Source organism: Desulfosporosinus sp. I2, assembly GCF_000960765.1.
Classification (GTDB): domain Bacteria; phylum Bacillota; class Desulfitobacteriia; order Desulfitobacteriales; family Desulfitobacteriaceae; genus Desulfosporosinus.
The window spans coordinates 1-16,715 of record NZ_JYNH01000104.1; the positions used below are offsets into that span (position 1 = coordinate 1).

A 16,715-nucleotide genomic window follows, 5' to 3' on the forward strand; every position below is an offset into this window, starting at 1 on the left:
TGGTAAGGATTACCAAGAACCCGCATGATTTTTCCGGTCTTCTTGTTGATTTTCACGCGGTTGCCGCAGTTGCTCCAACATCCTAAGCAAACACTGTTACGTAAAATAATGTCTGGGTTCAACTCCACTTTGCCCGTTTTCGGGTCGATGCGCATCTCCACGGGAAGTGCGTCATGGTCATAGGGCGTGGAGCTGGTCATTTTCTCGTCAGCCAGAGCGGCGGGAATGATTGAATCAAGACCGAGGCCGAGCGCGGAAATGGTTCCGACGGTCACGACTGACTTAATGAAATCGCGTCTGTTCATTGTGCTGCTCCTTTCTGCGTGTTAACGGATTACACCTAATTTAAAAGAAGAATGAAATTAAAGGACGAAGCTTGAAAAGGTGGGATTGAAACTTTCTGTGTCGAGAAGTTATATTGCAAAAGTGGTGCCAATGATGAAAAAAGGAAAAAAAGCGAGTAAAAAAATAGAAAAACTCGAAAAATAGGGGTTTTGGACGATATTTGGTGGAATCGGTACTGAGATTTGTGCCAAAATGTCATGCTTAGGGAGAGTGACAAAAAGGCATAACGTGACATTTTGGCATGGTGTGCTGCACGGGAAGGTTTTAGACGGCTGTAAACGTTCCGCTCCATTCAGCATGCAGGGGGCGGTGAGTGGACAGGTAGGCTCGCATGGCTTCAACGATCTTGTAGGGGGTGTCCTGCCCACATGTCTTCAAGTCTCATAATCCTTTATTTATTAAAGATAAATGGCGTGTCTCGGAAAGTGGGATTCTGTTTTTCAAAAGTTTTCCATTTACAATTCCTGAAGCGGTATTCCAAATGACAATGATAAAGCATATCCATAAAATACTTAATTGTACGGTACTTGCAACTGCAAAAAAATTGCTTCCAGTAAGTTTCTCTAAAGCATAAGTTCCACTAGTAAAGCTTCCAATCGGAAACACATAACTCCACCAACCTAAATCGAAGGAAATTCCTTCGCCGGACTTGTGCAAGTGGAGCATGGTATGCAAGGCAGACATTATAATCCACCACCAGCCTACACCCCATAAAGAACCAGCAAAAAGCAGTGCAGTAGGACGTAGGAGAGGGGCTAACTGGCCCAAACTCCCAGTCTGAAAGGTTAAACCACAAACGGTAGACATGGCCATACCGATCGGGCCGATTTCTACCCATAAACTCGGTACTGTTTGCCCAGATAAGCGGCTATGATAGACAAGACGGAAATAGACCAGACCGCTCACCATAATAAATAGAAAGAAAGTAACTCCAAACAGGGCGAGAATGAAAAAGGTCATGGGTGTTTGTAGTGAGCCAGCATAGGGCAGTAAATTCACACCACTTGCTGCGGCGACAATGGGTGGAACGACGGGGATCAACCAACTGGCTAAAGCATCCTCTGGTTTTACCTCGTGTTTAACAAATAACAAAAATGGGATGGTAATGACAGAAAAACAAGAAACAGCAACTCCAATTAACCATAGAGATTTGCTGATGACCAAGGCCTGATCGAAAGGCAAAAGATGGGTTCCAACAAGAAAGTAAGCGTTCCCGACGACATTGAAAGCCATAGCTAGAGCACCATAAAATATGGCGCGTGATGGATGGCGGAAATCATCAATCGCACAATCAGTATGCAAAATCCAGCGCATTAACCAAAGTAATATGGAAATAAGGAAAACAACATTAAGCAGAATAAAAAGTATGCTGCCAATTTGATGTTGCCAAGGTAGGGCCAAAGGGAAGGTATAAGTTAAAAACGAGACAATCCCAATCCCCATAACAGTCGTAAACCAGTTGGTACCAAAGTTTTTTGTAAATGTAAATGCCAAGATTAAATCACCTCTTAATTATTTGACTATCCAAAGCATAAGACTTAAAATAGTATAAGTAAAATTATTAGTTATTATCTGATAAATAAGGATATCTTATCAATAGTGTGTGTGTCCCAAAATACTGTAAAAATTAAGGGAGTCATGTCTTTTAAAGAAGGTGATAAATTTGGACCATCGTCTCCTAACGTTTGTAACGGTAGCAGAAGAAAAAAGTTTTACCCGGGCAGCCACTGTTCTGCATATTACTCAACCAGCAGTTACACAGCATATTCAGAATTTAGAGTGTGAATTTAATGTCAGTTTATTAGAACGGGGCAAACGTTCGGTTAGCCTAACGCAAGCAGGTAAACTTGCTTTTCACCAGGCTAAGCAAATTCTGGCTCACTATAAAGAGACTAAACGCTTGCTTGATGAATTGCTTTACGGGGACAGTGGCAGTATAGTGATTAGTGCTAGTTTTACTTTTGGTGAATATATTTTGCCGTACGTTCTTCGACGATTTCAGAAATTATATCCACAAATTACCTTTATGGTCAATATCGTAAATAGTGATGAAGTCATGCATCAAGTGCAGAGTCGTGAGGCGGATATTGGTATTATTGAAACTGAATTTTCTAGTGAAAATTTAAAGGTGGTTCCTTTTGCCCAAGATACTGTTAGCTTTATTGCTGCTTCAAATCACGATTTTTATGCAGGAGAGGTACCTACTGTAGAGGAACTGGCAACGCAGACATGGATTTTACGGGAAAAGGGATCGGGAACCAGAGAAGTAGCAGAAAAGGCCCTTGAAGATCTTGACATTACTCCTGCCCATGTTCTTGAATTGGGGAGTATTCAAATTATTAAAGGAGCGGTTGAAGCCGGATTGGGCATTTCGGTTCTTTCTAATTGGACTGTTCGTAAAGAGCTTTCTTTGAACACCTTAAAGTTAGTCAATCCAGAAAGTTTATCATTGACAAGGTCGTTTTCATATGTTTATTTGCCAATAGAATGGCAAACTAAAACGATCCAATTATTTGCTAGTTGCTTAACCGAAATTTCGAGTTTCCAGCTAAAATAATGGGTTAAATAATTTTCGACATATCAAAATCTAATTAACTCGCAAAAGCTTAAGATTTCTAAAAAAGTTATTAAAAAATCAACATGTTCACAGGTTAGGTGTGGGTTTGTAGGCGTCTTTTGACGCTGGGGTAACGGTCAAGGTCCGTATGGGGAAGAAATTTGCTGCCACTAAATTTCTCCATAAAAGACGGATTGGCATTTAGCTCGAAATACGTAACCTTTGCAGCGATGGCTTCTGCTTCCAGGCGCTTGGTGCGAGATAGGAGCACTTGGCGGGCTGCTTCACCAGAGCTATTACCCAAACGCACGATGGCTGAGCGTGGAAGGTCAGGATATAGACCAATCGCAATTGCCGACTCGATCGGCAAATACTGTCCAAACGCTCCAGCAGCATAAAAATGACTGATTTTCTGCCAGGCGCAGCCCACATTTTCCATTAACAGATCGGTAGCCGCATTGACTGCTCCTTTGGTGGCCATGAAGTTATTAATATCGATCTGCGTAACTACAATGTCTTCTCCCAAGGCGGTCTCTTTCGCTGGGACAACTACATACGCCTCCCGTCCCTTCTGGAAATGGGCATTTCTGTCAATGATACCATCAAGGAAAAGCTCTGCTAAAGTGTCAACCAGTCCAGAGCCGCAGATCCCGCGGGCAGGCATATCAGCCACAGTTGTATACTGTACCTGGCCCGTTTCCGGATCTATGGAAACATGATCCACAGCTCCAGGTTCCGCCCGCATACCGAAGGTTGTGACTCCTCCTTCTAGAGCCGGTCCAGCAGCTCCGGCACAAGCGACAAGCCAATCTTCGTTGCCCATCACGATCTCTCCATTGGTGCCGATGTCGACAAATAGAGAGATTTCTGGTTGTTTGTGCATCCCGCTGACTAGGATTCCGCCGATGACGTCTCCGCCAAGGTAGCTTCCGATACTAGGTAAGCAGTAGACAGGGGCGAGCGGATGAATTTCAAGCCCTATTTCTCCTGCCAAAATCAAGCCTGGATTGTTAACGACAGGAGTATAAGGAGCGCGGCAAATTGATGCAGGGTCCAGGCTCAACAGGAGATGAATCATAGTTGTATTAGCCCCTATGGCTGCAGCAGTAATCTTGCCTGTCCTCATGGGTAACGGGAATAGGAGCCTAATCAAACGATTTAGGGTATCTAGAACTGCTTTTTGTAGGCGGACTAAACCACCTAATTCTCCAGCATGCCGAATGCGGCTCAGAATATCCTCCCCCAAGGTAATTTGATCGTTATAGTCGGCTGCATGTCTAAGAACCGTACCGTCACACAGATCGACAAGGTATACCACCACTGTTGTCGTGCCAATGTCAATGGCTAGTCCGAATTGTTCCTTGGTGGTATCGCCAGGTTCTAGATCAATTAATTTCCATCCTTGGTTGGTGTCCGCTAGGGTAGCTGTAATCTGCCAATCAGCGCTGCGGCATAGGCCGGGTATCCTAGACATAAGTGACAGGGGTACGCTGACAGAATCGTAGCGGCGCTCCAACATTTGGCGCACTTGATCGACATCTGCCCGGTTATCCAGGGGGCTAGGCGGGGTAAGAGACAAGAAGACCTTCCGGGTAAGGGGCTCCAGGTTAGCGAGGAATGTCTGAACCTGCTCCGCTAAGACAACTGGTTTCTCTTTATGGTTTGACATAGCTGTACCTTCTTTTGATTTATTTCTTCAAACCGAATTTAACTTAGGCATGTTAAAAAATAAATAAGTTAATTTCCATGCCTAACACTTCTTTGAATTTTCTGAAAATAGTAAGTATCATATCTTTGTGTCCTTTGTTTTGCTTTTCTGTAACAATCTCGAGTAACGAATCGTCATAGATTCAATGAAAGATCGGCTCCATCTCTTATGGCTTCGACGGCCGTTGCCATTACATTGCAATCGCCTATAAAGCTGTACTTATCATTGCCTTCTAATTCTTTGAAGGTCTTATCCGGTTTATTCCCTATTGCTATAACAATATCGTCAAATTCTATTACTTTTTCGATTTCATCCACATTATATGATAATTTTTTATCTGATATATGGTTTATTGTGGCCTTCGTAATGATGCTCACATTCAGTTTTTTGAGCCTGTTTAAAAGGAGCTTCCTTACCATCGGAAATACTCCATCCCCTACTTCATCTTTTGCCTCCAGCACGGTCACATTTTTGCCTTTTTCCGCAAGCAATTCGGCGGTTTCGAGGCCTGTAAGGCCGCCGCCAATTACAATAATACCTGTGCCCTCCGGCAAATCGCCGGACAAAACATCGAAGGCTTGATAGGAGACTATGTCCATATCCCTATTGATTTTCCTGGGAACAGAACCGGCTGCAATCACAACTTTGTCAAAAGGCATATTTTTTATTTCTTTAACTGTTACGTTCCTGTTCAAGTGTACGGCGATATTATTTTTTCTTAGTTCTCTCTCTAAATACTCTACAACCCTGCCTATTTCTCCTTTATGCGGCGGTATTTTTGCTATATTTAACTGACCACCAAGTTTATTACTTTTTTCATACAACTCGACTCTATGACCTTTTTTCGCAAGATACACGGCCGCGGCCATACCCGCAGGGCCACCGCCTATCACCGCGATGTCTAAAGGATGATCTGTTTTAACTTCAAATTCTTGCTCTCTTCCCACCTCCGGGTTTATCATACAGGAGACGGGAAGCCCCTTTAAGATATATGCTATACATGCCTGATTACAGTGTATGCAATATCTTATGTCATTGCTGTTTCCCTTTTTAAGCTTTGCAATGCAATCAGGATCGCCAATAAGGCCCCTGGCTATTCCTATAAAGTCGGCCGCATTATCCTTTAATATTTGTTCCCAGTTTTCTGCAAACCCAAGCTTGTTGGCCGCTATCACGGGTATGCCGACATTGTTTTTTATCCTCTTTACAAGATTCAATAAAGGCATGTCCTCTACACTCATCGGCGATATATGGTATTCCGACGTGGAACCCACACCCGCGGAAAGGTCAAACCCGTTGGCACCGTTTGCTTCAAGCATTTTTGCAAATTCGACACTTTCTTCGATATTAAATCCTCCACCTGTAAAATCGTCGGCATTGATCCTGCATATGACCGCTAGATCAGGGACATAAGTCTTAACTTTGCGCAGTATCTCCAGGGCAAACTTAGCCCTTTCTTCAAAACTTCCGCCGTACTCATCTGTCCTTTTGTTTACATCTGGTGATAAAAACTGATTCACAAACCATCCATGGGCAAAATGAAGCTCTACCATGTCAAAACCGGCCTTTTTTGCCCTCACTGCCGCCTTTGCAAAATCTTCTATAAACCCCTGTACCTCTTCTCTTGAAAAATCTGCAGGCTTAAACTTTGGATTATGCATGGCAAGCTGTATTCCCGCTTTTGCCCCATTTTGATGGATTATATTTGATAACCTTTTAAGTCCGTCAATCTTTTCATCGCTGTCTATTCCAAGTTGATTTTTAAAAAATTTGCCAATAATATTTACGTAACTTGCTCCTACTATGACCAATGATACATCCTTTGATCTCCTGTTATAGTATTCTATTTCTTTATTGGTAACAAATCCATCTTGTGCAAGATTTGTTACCGTAGGCAACATAACCAATCGGTTTTTCAGATTGATATTTCCTATTTTTCCTTCGTTAAATAGCATTTATATCACCTCATAGTTTAATTTTAGCACCTAAAACTTGTTATCCAATTCTGTATTTTAAACTTGCCAAACATATAGAGTCTAGTTATAGATATAATCGCGGGTCCATGGTAAGTGGTTATTGGGACCTTTGCTGAATAAAAACTGGTGTAGGTCAAGGTTCCCACAGTTAAAGGAGGCAGCAGACGATTGAAGATAGAGGCGCCACATACGGATAAAGGATTCATCTTTGCTCTCGCGAATCAAAGGCAAGGCCTGTTCAAAGTTCTGGGCCCAATGTTCTAAAGTACGGGTATAATGACTTCTCAGGCTTTCGACATCAAGTAAGTAAAAATCGTGACTTTCCATCTGACGAATCAGTTCAGAGACCATAGGAATATAGCCCCCAGGAAAAATGTACTTATTAATCCAAGAATTTGTGCCCTTTTCGTCTCGTCCTGTGATGGAGTGAAGCAGAGAAATTCCGCCATCGACCAGTAATTTCTGGACAGTGGCAAAATATTCGCCCAAATGTTCTTTTCCAACATGCTCAAGCATTCCTACGCTAACGATCCGATCAAAGACCTGGTTTTTAATCTCACGATAATCCAACAGTTGCACATCAACCCAATCCTTTAAATGTTCATGCTCAATACGGCTCCTAACATGCTCATACTGCTCCTGGCTATGCGTGATTCCTAGGGCTTTAACATGGTATTTTTGAGCGGCAGTAAGGATTAATTCGCCCCAACCGCAGCCAATATCCAGCAAACGCTGCTCTTTTTGAAGATTAAGTTTGCGCAGAATATGATCTACTTTATTTTTCTGAGCCTGAAGTAAATTATCCTCTGGAGATTTAAAATAAGCACAAGAATAGGTTAACGTGTCATCAAGCCATAAACGGTAAAAATCATTGCCAATGTCATAATGATATTGAGCATTTTCTTTGCTTTTTCTAACGCCATTGGAAATAAATTTCACCAACTTCAGATAGGACGGGTTTTGATGCAAAAAGCTTTCTTGGTTCTTATAGAGAGATTCGATGACATCCCGGACACTTCCTTCGATTTCAAGTTTATCCTGCATATACGCTTCGCCAAAAGCTAGGGAAGAATCCCCGATGATCTCTGACTTGGGAATAGGTTCACGCAAAATGATTCGGAACTTCGTATCCCCTTCACCAAACTGGTTGATATCTCCATCCCAGAATTCCACCTGGCAGGGATCAGAAAATAGACCCTCGAAAAGATTTTCATAAAATAGTTTGTCAACATTCATTAAACCTTCCACCTTTCTTCTTAATCATTCCCATCACCTAAACTAAATATCGCATCGATGCCATAATTTTAAATGGCACCGATGGCGGAAGAAGGGTATAAACTCTTGTATAAACGCTTTACTAACCTATGATTATGCTGCAAAAAAGCAAAAGCAATATTGCAGCGAGAGCAGGTTAAGCAAAATTTGCGTAAGCCAACGTAGACGATAAAGCGTTAATGCACTGGAATCATTTGTTTATTAAAGATAAATGGCGTGTCTCGGAAAGTGGAATTCTGTTTTTCAAAAGTTTTCCATTTACAATTCCTGAAGCGGTATTCCAAATGACAATGATAAAGCATATCCATAAAATACTTAATTGTACGGTACTTGCAACTGCAAAAAAATTGCTTCCAGTAAGTTTTTCTAAAGCATAAGTTCCATTAGTAAAGCTTCCAATCGGAAACACATAACTCCACCAACCTAAATCGAAGGAGATTCCTTCGCCGGATTTGCGTAAGTGGAGCATGGTATATAAGGTAGACATTATAATCCACCACCAGCCCACTCCCCATAAAGATCCAGCAAAAAGCAGTGCAGTAGGGCGTAGGAGAGGGGCTAACTGGCCCAAACTCCCAGTCTGAAAGGTTAAACCACAAACGATCGACATGGCCATACCGATCGGGCCGATTTCTACCCATAAACTCGGTACTGTTTGCCCAGTTAAGCGGCTATGATAGACAAGACGGAAATAGACCAGACTGCTCACCATAATAAATAAAAAGAAAGTAACTCCAAACAGGGCAATAATGAAAAAAGTCATGGGTGTTTGCAGAGAACCGGCATAAGGCAGCAAATTTACACCACTTGCTGCAGCAACAATGGGTGGAACGACGGGGATCAACCAACTGGCTAAAGCATCCTCTGGTTTTACCTCGTGTTTAACAAATAACAAAAATGGGATAGTAATGACAGAAAAACAAGAAACAGCAACTCCAATTAACCATAGAGATTTGCTGATGACCAAGGCCTGATCGAAAGGCAAAAGATGGGTTCCAACAAGAAAGTAAGCGTTCCCGACGACATTGAAAGCCATAGCTAGAGCACCATAAAATATGGCGCGTGATGGATGACGGAAATCATCAATCGCACAATCAGTATGCAAAATCCAGCGCATTAACCAAAGTAATATGGAAATAAGGAAAACAACATTAAGCAGAATAAAAAGTATGCTGCCAATTTGATGTTGCCAAGGTAGGGCCAAAGGGAAGGTATAAGTTAAAAACGAGACAATCCCAATCCCCATAACAGTCGTAAACCAGTTGGTACCAAAGTTTTTTGTAAATGTAAATGCCAAGATTAAATCACCTCTTAATTATTTTGACTATCCAAAGCATAAGACTTAACTTAGTATAAGTGAAATCATTAGTTATTATCTGATTAATAAGTATATCTTATTTATTGTGTGTGCCCTTAAATTTGAAAAATTTAAGGGAGTCATATTTTTAAAAGAAGTGATAAATTTGGACCATCGTCTCCTAACGTTTGTAACGGTAGCAGAAGAAAAAAGTTTTACCCGGGCAGCCACTGTTCTGCATATTACTCAACCAGCAGTTACACAGCATATTCAGAATTTAGAGTGTGAATTTAATGTCAGTTTATTAGAACGGGGCAAACGTTCGGTTAGCCTAACGCAAGCAGGTAAACTTGCTTTTCACCAGGCTAAGCAAATTCTGGCTCACTATAAAGAGACTAAACGCTTGCTTGATGAATTGCTTTACGGGGACAGTGGCAGTATAGTGATTAGTGCTAGTTTTACTTTTGGTGAATATATTTTGCCGTACGTTCTTCGACGATTTCAGAAATTATATCCACAAATTACATTTATGGTCAATTTTACGGGAAAAGGGATCGGGAACCAGAGAAGTAGCAGAAAAGGCCCTTGAAGATCTTGACATTACTCCTGCCCATGTTCTTGAATTGGGGAGTATTCAAATTATTAAAGGAGCGGTTGAAGCCGGATTGGGCATTTCGGTTCTTTCCAATTGGACTGTTCGTAAAGAGCTTTCTGACTAAGGGGGGCAAGAAGCAAGCTCCAAAGAAACGTTAGCAAAGGAGAAAAAAATGGATAGGTTAGGTATTATGGGAGGGGGCTGGGGTCTTAGTATGGACTATGCGAACGGAAACGATATATCGCCCGACATCTTAAAACTATGGAAACCACCGCGCAGCGGTTTAGTGCTATCCATATTTTAACAAATATAAGTATGAAATTTAGCCATCATGAATAGCCAATATTATGTTTGTTAAGACCTATATTGTTTAGATTCAGATCCAATTTTACAAATGGAAAACCTTCTGACAATTGACATAGTTGGTCTTCCGAATATAGCTGTAAGAGAGGCTCGGGATCGAGTTCGCTCTGCGATACGAAACTCCGGGTACCAGTTCCCCTTACAACGGGTAACGGTTAATTTGGCTCCTGCGGATTTGCGTAAAGAAGGATCAGGTCTTGATCTGCCGATTGCGATAGGAATACTTGCTGCGACAGGGCAGTGCATTTTACCTTCAGTCGTTCATTCCCGCTGGAGGAACATTGAAAGTTTTGAGTGGCCCGAAAGCGGTGGTAAGCACAAGGTGCTCTAGAATGGACGAAGTCGAATATATGGAATAATGATGGCGACCCGGGGGCTCTTTATATTGCCCAAGGGCAGGTTGTATCCCGAAAATGATTTGAAGCCTGTGTACTACTAAAAAGTTGCTAATTTATAAACATGATGGACTAGGAGGAGAAAGATTGCTCACATTTTATTGTTTTCCCCAGTGAACGACTTGTCGTAAAGCAGAAGCGGGACTTCTGCAAGAAAAGGTTAAATTCGAGTACCGAAACATTGTGAAAAACCCTCTCTCAGTCGATGAGTTGCTTGAATTAGCGAAACTTGGGAGAATTGCCGTGCAGGGTCTACTTAACAAGAAGAGCAAAACTTACAAGGAGCTTGGCAAGGATCTTGAGGAGTCAAACGAATTGGCCGTTGCAAGTTTTCTTGCGACCAATCCAAAAGCAATGATCAGACCCTTGGTTGTGCGGAATAACGAGCTGATTATTGGATTCAAGGACAAATGAAAAAAAATTTCTTCAATTTATGATGAATGAAATATTGACCTTATTAGTTTACGAAGATTAAGAAAGGCTATGGATTTAGAATGAAAGAACCAATTACGAGCATTAAACCGGATAGTCTTATTCAAACGTATGATCATCTCAAACAGCTCATAGCGGAAGAGAAACAGGTTATTTTATATTTCAGCTCCCGAGACTGTAATGTTTGCCATGCTATTTTCCCAAAACTTATGAGTCTAGTCAATGATCATCCAATCAAGCTGGTAAAAATAAATATTGATGAACATGTAGAAATCGCAGGGCAATTATTGGTTTTTACAGTACCGACGATTCTTATGATGTATGAAGGCCGAGAAATTCTTAGAGAAAGCCGATTTATTGATTTACAGAAAGTTGAGAGAACCTTATTCCTCATCAAGGATGAGATTATACAACAAGAATAAAGTAAGAATGGAAGGCATCCGCTGGATGATGGCAGCCAAGAACAAGGTCTCTCTTCAATACTGGCAAACGACCCCATAAATCAAATAAAGACTACACCTGAAAAACCAAACATAAGGAAATCTCTACCGAAGATGGGGAGTAGTAGAAGGAATACGTTAAACTCTTGGTTGTTGACAAGAGATAAATCAATCATCATTCAGTACTGTGGTATTCTCAATACTAAGTCTACTCGATGGCGCATTGAAACTTTTGGGGCTAGGTCTTGCCAGTCATTCTAGGCCTGTGTTATGGAAGATACGGAAACATCATAAAACGTTTTGGTCTAGTCCAGCTTGAATTTGAGTTTGGGCCACGCTATAACATCGCACCATCTCAACAAGTACCCGTTGTAATCTGTAAAAATGGAAACAACCGCCTACTAATGTTTCAGTGGGGACTGATACCCTATTGGGCTAAAGACGAGAGTATTGGGAACAAATTGATCAATGCCCGAGCAGAGACCTTGGAGGAAAAGCCGTGTTTTCGTAAATCTTTTGAGCAAAAGCGTTGTCTGGTCTTGGCAGACGGTTTCTACGAGTGGAAAAAAGAAGGTCGTATCAAGAAACCCTATAGAATCACGCTACAAGACGGTAGACCATTTGCTTTCGCTGGTCTGTGGGATTCCTGGTTGTCACCTACAGGCCAAACTATAAACTCATGTGTGATCATTACGACTACGCCTAATAAGTTGATGGAGCCAATACACAACCGAATGCCTGTGATATTGCCACAGGACATGGAGCCGCTTTGGCTGGATGCGGGTACTATCCCTAGCCGTGTAGTCAAAGGTTTGCTAACGCCTTTTCCAGAGGAAGGGATGGTTGCTTACGAGGTATCACCACTTGTGAATTCTCCACGCAACGATGGACCTGAATGTATGGTTCCAGTAAACAACTTATTTTAGTCTTGTTTAAGCTTGGATTAGCTCAAGCCAAAGATAGCCTTACGGTACCCACTCCTTACGAAACTGGTCAAGCCAACCTCAATGTAAGTTCCGTTTTTAACAAGCACTTAGGCTACTCCTGATTTAAGCCAGTCACGTGTAATAGAAGTAACACCCTCGTTCACACTGTGATCGAGGTGTTACTTTAATTTGTAGAATAATTATAACTAAATGTGTGATAGATAGAATGCTTCTGTATCTGGGAGTTTAGCGATCCAAATAAACATTCCAAACTGTCGCAATGTGATGGGGAATAGGGCAAGTTTAAACTGTCGCTGGATTTAGAGACTAAATAAAATCTTTTGAAATTTCCCTCTGCGGAGTTTATTGTGCGACAATTTTTTACAAATAAGTGTACTTCTTTCCTGCATTAACGTTTGCAAACACATCTCCAACAATAACTAGATTGGCAGGTTTCGATCGTTTCGAAACAGCCTCAAAAATTGCTAAATCCGGCTGGACACAATCTGATTACGCTATTTTAGCTTACGGCGGAAACTACCCTGATGCCCTATCCTCTGCCCCATTAGCTAAAAAATACAATGCTCCTATCTTATTAAACGATCGCTGACCTAGGGGGTTCTGTAGATATTCTTCCAGAGCATTTAGCTGAGGCAATCCTGTTTCGTGCTTTGGATAAACGGTTGCAGATATAAAATAGAGTGAGGGGTGGTTCCTTACACGAGTCTGAAATGACGCTGAGGTTCCGCTGAAAGTTTGTTAATGATAGAGTAGGTATGCACTAAAAAACACTGAAATCAGATCTGATTTCAGTGTTTTTTATAAACTTAACTTAAACATTGCCCACCTTAAAAAGTATCCCGGAAATGGCTCAAAACTGGCCTCTAAGAATTCTTTTCTGCTAAATTGTTGAAACCTTATCCGAAGACAGCTGGATAATAAGTGACCCAGCCTCCACTTAAATTCTTAACTTGGGTAAATCCGTGTTGAGTTAAAATTCTATAAGCTAAGTAGCCACGTAACCCGATTTCGCAGTAAACCACGATATCCTTATTTGAGGGGAGTTCCGATAAGCGGCTTCGAAGGTCATCAATCGGTATATGCAACGAACCAGGAATGAATTTACCTTTTCGTTCTTCTTCGGTCCGTACATCGACGATACATACATTTTTTTTATCAGTTTTCCTTAGTTCATGCCAATGAATCGTACGGAAATCTCCATTGATAATGTTTTCAGCCACGTAGCCAGCCATGTTAACCGGATCTTTAGCTGATGAAAAGGGTGGAGCATAGGCCAGCTCGAGTTCCTGGAGATCATACACAGTGCCTTGGCGACGGATTACTCCAGCGATGTCATCGATTCGTTTATCGACACCCTGGGATCCAACTATTTGGGCACCCAGGATTCGACCTCCACTTCGTTCAAAGATTAGTTTAATGGATAATCTTGTTGATCCAGGGTAATACCCAGCATTGGAACTGGAGTGAGTAAAGGATACTTCATAAGGAATTCCTGATTTGTTGAGCAACTTTTCATTCGCGCCGGTCGACGCTGCCGCTAAATCAAAAACTTTTGCGATAGAAGTTCCCTGGGTGCCCTTATATTGGCTATCCCTCCCAGCAATAACGTCGGCAACAATACGGCCTTGCTTATTGGCGGGTCCAGCTAGTGGTAAGAGCGCCGCTTGTCCAGTTATAAAGTGTTTTACTTCAATGACATCGCCAACAGCGAAAATATTAGGGTCTGACGTTTGTAGTCTTTCATTAACTTTTATTCCACCCAAGTCCCCGATCGTTAGTCCGGCTTCCTTCGCTAATTTAATCTCAGGTTTTACACCAATGGCTAAAATCGTTAAATCAGTTTGAATTTGCTCGCCGCTTTGGAGCGTAATGACGGTTGTATTCTCTTTTTTAGCAAAGGATTTTACCCCGTCTTCCAAAATGAGGTTAACCCCTTTGTTAAAAATGTGCTCATGGAGAATTGCGGCCATTTCAAAATCCAGAGGTGCCATGACCTGATTACTCATTTCTATAATCGTTGTATCTATACCTTTTGCCTGGAGATTTTCAGCCATTTCCAAGCCAATAAAACCGCCACCTACTACTGCTGCTGTTTGTGGTTGCTGCTCATCGATATATCGTTTAATCAGATCAATATCTGTAACATTACGCACGACAAGGGCTTGGATATCGTCGATCCCGGGGATCGGCGGACGAAGCGGAGCTGCTCCTGGAGAAAGTATCAATTGGTCATAGGATTCTCGATAGAGCTTGCCATTGGCTTCTTGAACTTCGATCACTTTTTCCTCAGGAAAGATACGGGTGACCTCACTATAGATTCGTACATCAATTCCAAAGCGTTTTTGCATACCTTCAGGAGTTTGTACTAGAAGTGCATCCCGCTCAACGATGACTCCGCTAACATAATATGGTAATCCGCAGTTAGCGTACGAAATATGTTCTCCACGTTCAAAAATAATGATTTCCATCTCTTCATCCAAACGGCGCAAGCGTGCTGCAGCGCTCGCTCCTCCAGCAACTCCACCGACAATGAGTACCTTTTTGCCCATCACAAACGTCTCCTTTATCTAACAGATTTAACCAGAGTTTTCTAACTTTATGAAAATAATAACATGGTTATTGGCATTTGAAAACGACCAATGAGGAATACGAGCCTTTATGCAATCAATGCTCAATCAGAGAGTATCACTTATCCTGCCCACGTCAGTGTCATCGAGAGTATGCATCCTTGTCCGTGTGGCTTTTTTTCAGGGATCAGGGAAGGGCGTGGTTCGACAAAGTGAGAGTTTAAGTAATAATTAAATACTCGAATAAATAAAGTTTTTAGCGAAATATGAAGTAAATATCCTTTATAGGATTAGAGGATAAAATGAATTAAATGTTGAAATGAATATTAAATTATAAACTTATTAATAAAATTTAATCCTTTTTTATTAAAGTGTAAGGAAAGGCAAGGCGAATAGGATGAGCAGAAAATTCATCACTGTGGATTATTCGGATATTAGGGAATATAGGTTTTCTGAGCTCTTTGATTTGGATGAAATTCAAAAAACTTCAGGATTCATTTTCTGCTGCTACAGGTGTTGCTTCGATCATAACAGAGCCCGATGGAACAGCAATAACTCAGCCAAGTGGTTTTTGCAATTTATGTAACGAAATAAGAAAGACTGAAATAGGTCTTAGAAATTGTCAAATATCAGATTCCATGATCGGAAGCCCAAACAAAGAGGGCCCTAAAATACAAAGATGCCTGAGTGGTGGGCTACTTGACGGAGGAGCAAGTATCATTGTAGGGGGTAAGCATATTGCTAACTGGCTCATTGGACAAGTTCTCGATGAACATTATGAACTGAAGGATTTAGTACAGTATGCAGATGAAATTGGAATAAGGCAGGATATCTATCAAAGTGAATTAGTTAAAGTTAAACGTATGACAGAGCAGCAATTTGAGAATATCTGTAATTTTCTTTTCTTAAATGTACAACAGATCTCGAAGTATGCTTTAAAGAATCTTTCATTAGTTCAGGAAGTCAAGACAAGGAAACATTGTGAATTAGAAATTAGAAGTTTAAATAACGAACTTGAAATAAAGATAAGGCAAAGAACTCAACAACTTGAAGAGATCAATCAATCGGTAGAAGAAAGCAATGCCATGCTCGAAGAGATGAACGCAGAGCTTGAAGAAACAAATGCCATGCTTGAAGAGACGAATGCCATGCTTGAAGAAGAAATCACTAAACGTCAAAAAGCTGAAGAAGTCATTATGAACTTTAATAAAGAATTAGAAACAAAGGTAATTGAGCGTACAAACCAACTCCAGGACTTAAATACGATATTGGAAGAAGAGATTGTTGAAAAAGTACGGGCAGAAAACGAGTTAAATAAAGAAAGAGTATTTACAGATGCCTTATTTAATAGTGCTCCCGGGATGATTTATCTGTACGATGAAAAAAGTAAGCTAGTGAGATGGAATAAGAAACACGAGGATATGACCGGATATACTTCGGAAGAGCTTGCTGATATGAACTTATTGGATTGGTACGAGGGAGATGAAACAAGCCAAAAAGCCATCATAGAGGGAATTAAAAGCGTCGAGCAGAAGGGCTTTGGAGATGCCGAAGCTATTTTACAAAAAAAGGATGGCAGTAAAATTCCAATGTATTTTACAGCCAGTTCCGTGATTATCGATGATAAACTTTATTTTGCCGGAATCGGAATTGACATCACCGAGCGAAAACTGTTAAATGAAAGGCTTCAAAAGTATGAAGTGCTCGCTCAAAATGCCAATGATGCTATGCTGTTCATCGATGAAGAAGGGAATATTCTCGAAGCCAATGATGCTCAGTAAGAATTTATGGGTATACATATAAGAACTTTCAGCTATG

14 protein-coding genes and 3 pseudogenes are annotated in these 16,715 nt (G+C 41.2%); 10 read left to right on the top strand and 7 right to left on the bottom strand.

The window, feature by feature from the left end:
• On the bottom strand, positions 1-305 hold a 305-nt coding region (locus UF75_RS18570), incomplete at its 3' end, for a Tat pathway signal protein (protein ID WP_045576066.1).
• A 421-nt stretch (positions 306-726) separates the two neighbouring features.
• Positions 727-1,839: a C4-dicarboxylate ABC transporter gene (locus UF75_RS18575; protein WP_197079456.1), complete on the bottom strand. Its 1,113-nt coding sequence runs from the start codon at positions 1,837-1,839 to the stop codon at positions 727-729.
• Positions 1,840-2,008: 169 nt separating this feature from the next.
• On the opposite strand from UF75_RS18575, the gene UF75_RS18580 reads away from it, so the two are divergent.
• Positions 2,009-2,902 carry a LysR family transcriptional regulator gene (locus tag UF75_RS18580; RefSeq protein ID WP_045576067.1) on the top strand — a complete coding sequence of 298 codons (894 nt, stop codon included), beginning with the start codon at positions 2,009-2,011 and terminating at the stop codon, positions 2,900-2,902.
• 94 nt (positions 2,903-2,996) lie between these two features.
• Here UF75_RS18580 and UF75_RS18585 read toward each other — a convergent pair whose 3' ends face one another.
• The 4 genes from UF75_RS18585 to UF75_RS18600 form a co-directional block, all read right to left on the bottom strand.
• Positions 2,997-4,571, bottom strand: a complete 1,575-nt coding sequence (locus tag UF75_RS18585; protein ID WP_045576068.1) for an ASKHA domain-containing protein — start codon at positions 4,569-4,571, stop codon at positions 2,997-2,999.
• A 173-nt stretch (positions 4,572-4,744) separates the two neighbouring features.
• A complete protein-coding gene (locus tag UF75_RS18590) occupies positions 4,745-6,565 on the bottom strand; it encodes an FAD-dependent oxidoreductase (protein ID WP_045576069.1) in 1,821 nt (606 codons plus the stop codon).
• 81 nt (positions 6,566-6,646) lie between these two features.
• Entirely contained in the window at positions 6,647-7,822 is a 1,176-nt protein-coding gene (locus UF75_RS18595; protein WP_045576070.1) for a cyclopropane-fatty-acyl-phospholipid synthase family protein, read from the bottom strand.
• A gap of 229 nt (positions 7,823-8,051) precedes the next feature.
• Entirely contained in the window at positions 8,052-9,158 is a 1,107-nt protein-coding gene (locus UF75_RS18600) for a C4-dicarboxylate ABC transporter (RefSeq protein WP_197079457.1), read from the bottom strand.
• 166 nt (positions 9,159-9,324) lie between these two features.
• On the opposite strand from UF75_RS18600, the gene UF75_RS18605 reads away from it, so the two are divergent.
• From UF75_RS18605 to UF75_RS27455, 7 genes and pseudogenes are all read left to right on the top strand, one after another.
• Complete coding sequence (locus tag UF75_RS18605) at positions 9,325-9,747, top strand: LysR family transcriptional regulator (RefSeq protein ID WP_045576071.1); 423 nt, start codon at positions 9,325-9,327, stop codon at positions 9,745-9,747.
• A gap of 178 nt (positions 9,748-9,925) precedes the next feature.
• A complete protein-coding gene (locus UF75_RS30810) occupies positions 9,926-10,057 on the top strand; it encodes a hypothetical protein (protein ID WP_282433820.1) in 132 nt (43 codons plus the stop codon).
• Between the two features lie 111 nt (positions 10,058-10,168).
• Positions 10,169-10,360 (top strand): annotated as a pseudogene (locus UF75_RS18610) (magnesium chelatase domain-containing protein); the annotation flags it as partial.
• Between the two features lie 280 nt (positions 10,361-10,640).
• A pseudogene (locus tag UF75_RS18615) lies at positions 10,641-10,925 on the top strand (ArsC/Spx/MgsR family protein); the annotation flags it as partial.
• Between the two features lie 80 nt (positions 10,926-11,005).
• Positions 11,006-11,365 carry a thioredoxin family protein gene (locus UF75_RS18620; protein WP_045576074.1) on the top strand — a complete coding sequence of 120 codons (360 nt, stop codon included), beginning with the start codon at positions 11,006-11,008 and terminating at the stop codon, positions 11,363-11,365.
• 263 nt (positions 11,366-11,628) lie between these two features.
• Positions 11,629-12,309, top strand: a complete 681-nt coding sequence (locus tag UF75_RS18625; protein WP_242860327.1) for an SOS response-associated peptidase — start codon at positions 11,629-11,631, stop codon at positions 12,307-12,309.
• 391 nt (positions 12,310-12,700) lie between these two features.
• A pseudogene (locus UF75_RS27455) lies at positions 12,701-12,907 on the top strand (cell wall-binding repeat-containing protein); the annotation flags it as partial.
• A gap of 319 nt (positions 12,908-13,226) precedes the next feature.
• Here the strand turns inward: UF75_RS27455 and UF75_RS18630 are convergent.
• On the bottom strand, positions 13,227-14,879 hold the full coding sequence (locus UF75_RS18630) for an FAD-dependent oxidoreductase (RefSeq protein WP_045576075.1): 1,653 nt from the start codon (positions 14,877-14,879) through the stop codon (positions 13,227-13,229).
• Between the two features lie 90 nt (positions 14,880-14,969).
• Here UF75_RS18630 and UF75_RS28485 point away from each other — a divergent pair, with 90 nt between their 5' ends.
• Both UF75_RS28485 and UF75_RS18635 read left to right on the top strand, forming a co-directional pair.
• Positions 14,970-15,113, top strand: coding sequence for an ATP-binding protein (locus UF75_RS28485; RefSeq protein ID WP_156146507.1), 144 nt, complete (start codon positions 14,970-14,972; stop codon positions 15,111-15,113).
• A 254-nt stretch (positions 15,114-15,367) separates the two neighbouring features.
• Entirely contained in the window at positions 15,368-16,678 is a 1,311-nt protein-coding gene (locus tag UF75_RS18635) for a PocR ligand-binding domain-containing protein (RefSeq protein ID WP_052693420.1), read from the top strand.
• Positions 16,679-16,715: the final 37 nt, after the last annotated feature.

Excerpts from the sequence above, each read along its gene's own strand:
- UF75_RS18585 (WP_045576068.1), bottom strand. The coding sequence starts at position 4,571 with ATGTCAAACCATAAAGAGAAACCAGTTGTCTTAGCGGAGCAGGTTCAG.
- UF75_RS18590 (WP_045576069.1), bottom strand. The coding sequence starts at position 6,565 with ATGCTATTTAACGAAGGAAAAATAGGAAATATCAATCTGAAAAACCGA.
- UF75_RS18595 (WP_045576070.1), bottom strand. The coding sequence starts at position 7,822 with ATGAATGTTGACAAACTATTTTATGAAAATCTTTTCGAGGGTCTATTT.
- UF75_RS30810 (WP_282433820.1), top strand. The coding sequence starts at position 9,926 with ATGGATAGGTTAGGTATTATGGGAGGGGGCTGGGGTCTTAGTATGGAC.
- UF75_RS18620 (WP_045576074.1), top strand. The coding sequence starts at position 11,006 with ATGAAAGAACCAATTACGAGCATTAAACCGGATAGTCTTATTCAAACG.
- UF75_RS18630 (WP_045576075.1), bottom strand. The coding sequence starts at position 14,879 with ATGGGCAAAAAGGTACTCATTGTCGGTGGAGTTGCTGGAGGAGCGAGC.
- UF75_RS28485 (WP_156146507.1), top strand. The coding sequence starts at position 14,970 with ATGAGGAATACGAGCCTTTATGCAATCAATGCTCAATCAGAGAGTATC.
- UF75_RS18635 (WP_052693420.1), top strand. The coding sequence starts at position 15,368 with ATGAAATTCAAAAAACTTCAGGATTCATTTTCTGCTGCTACAGGTGTT.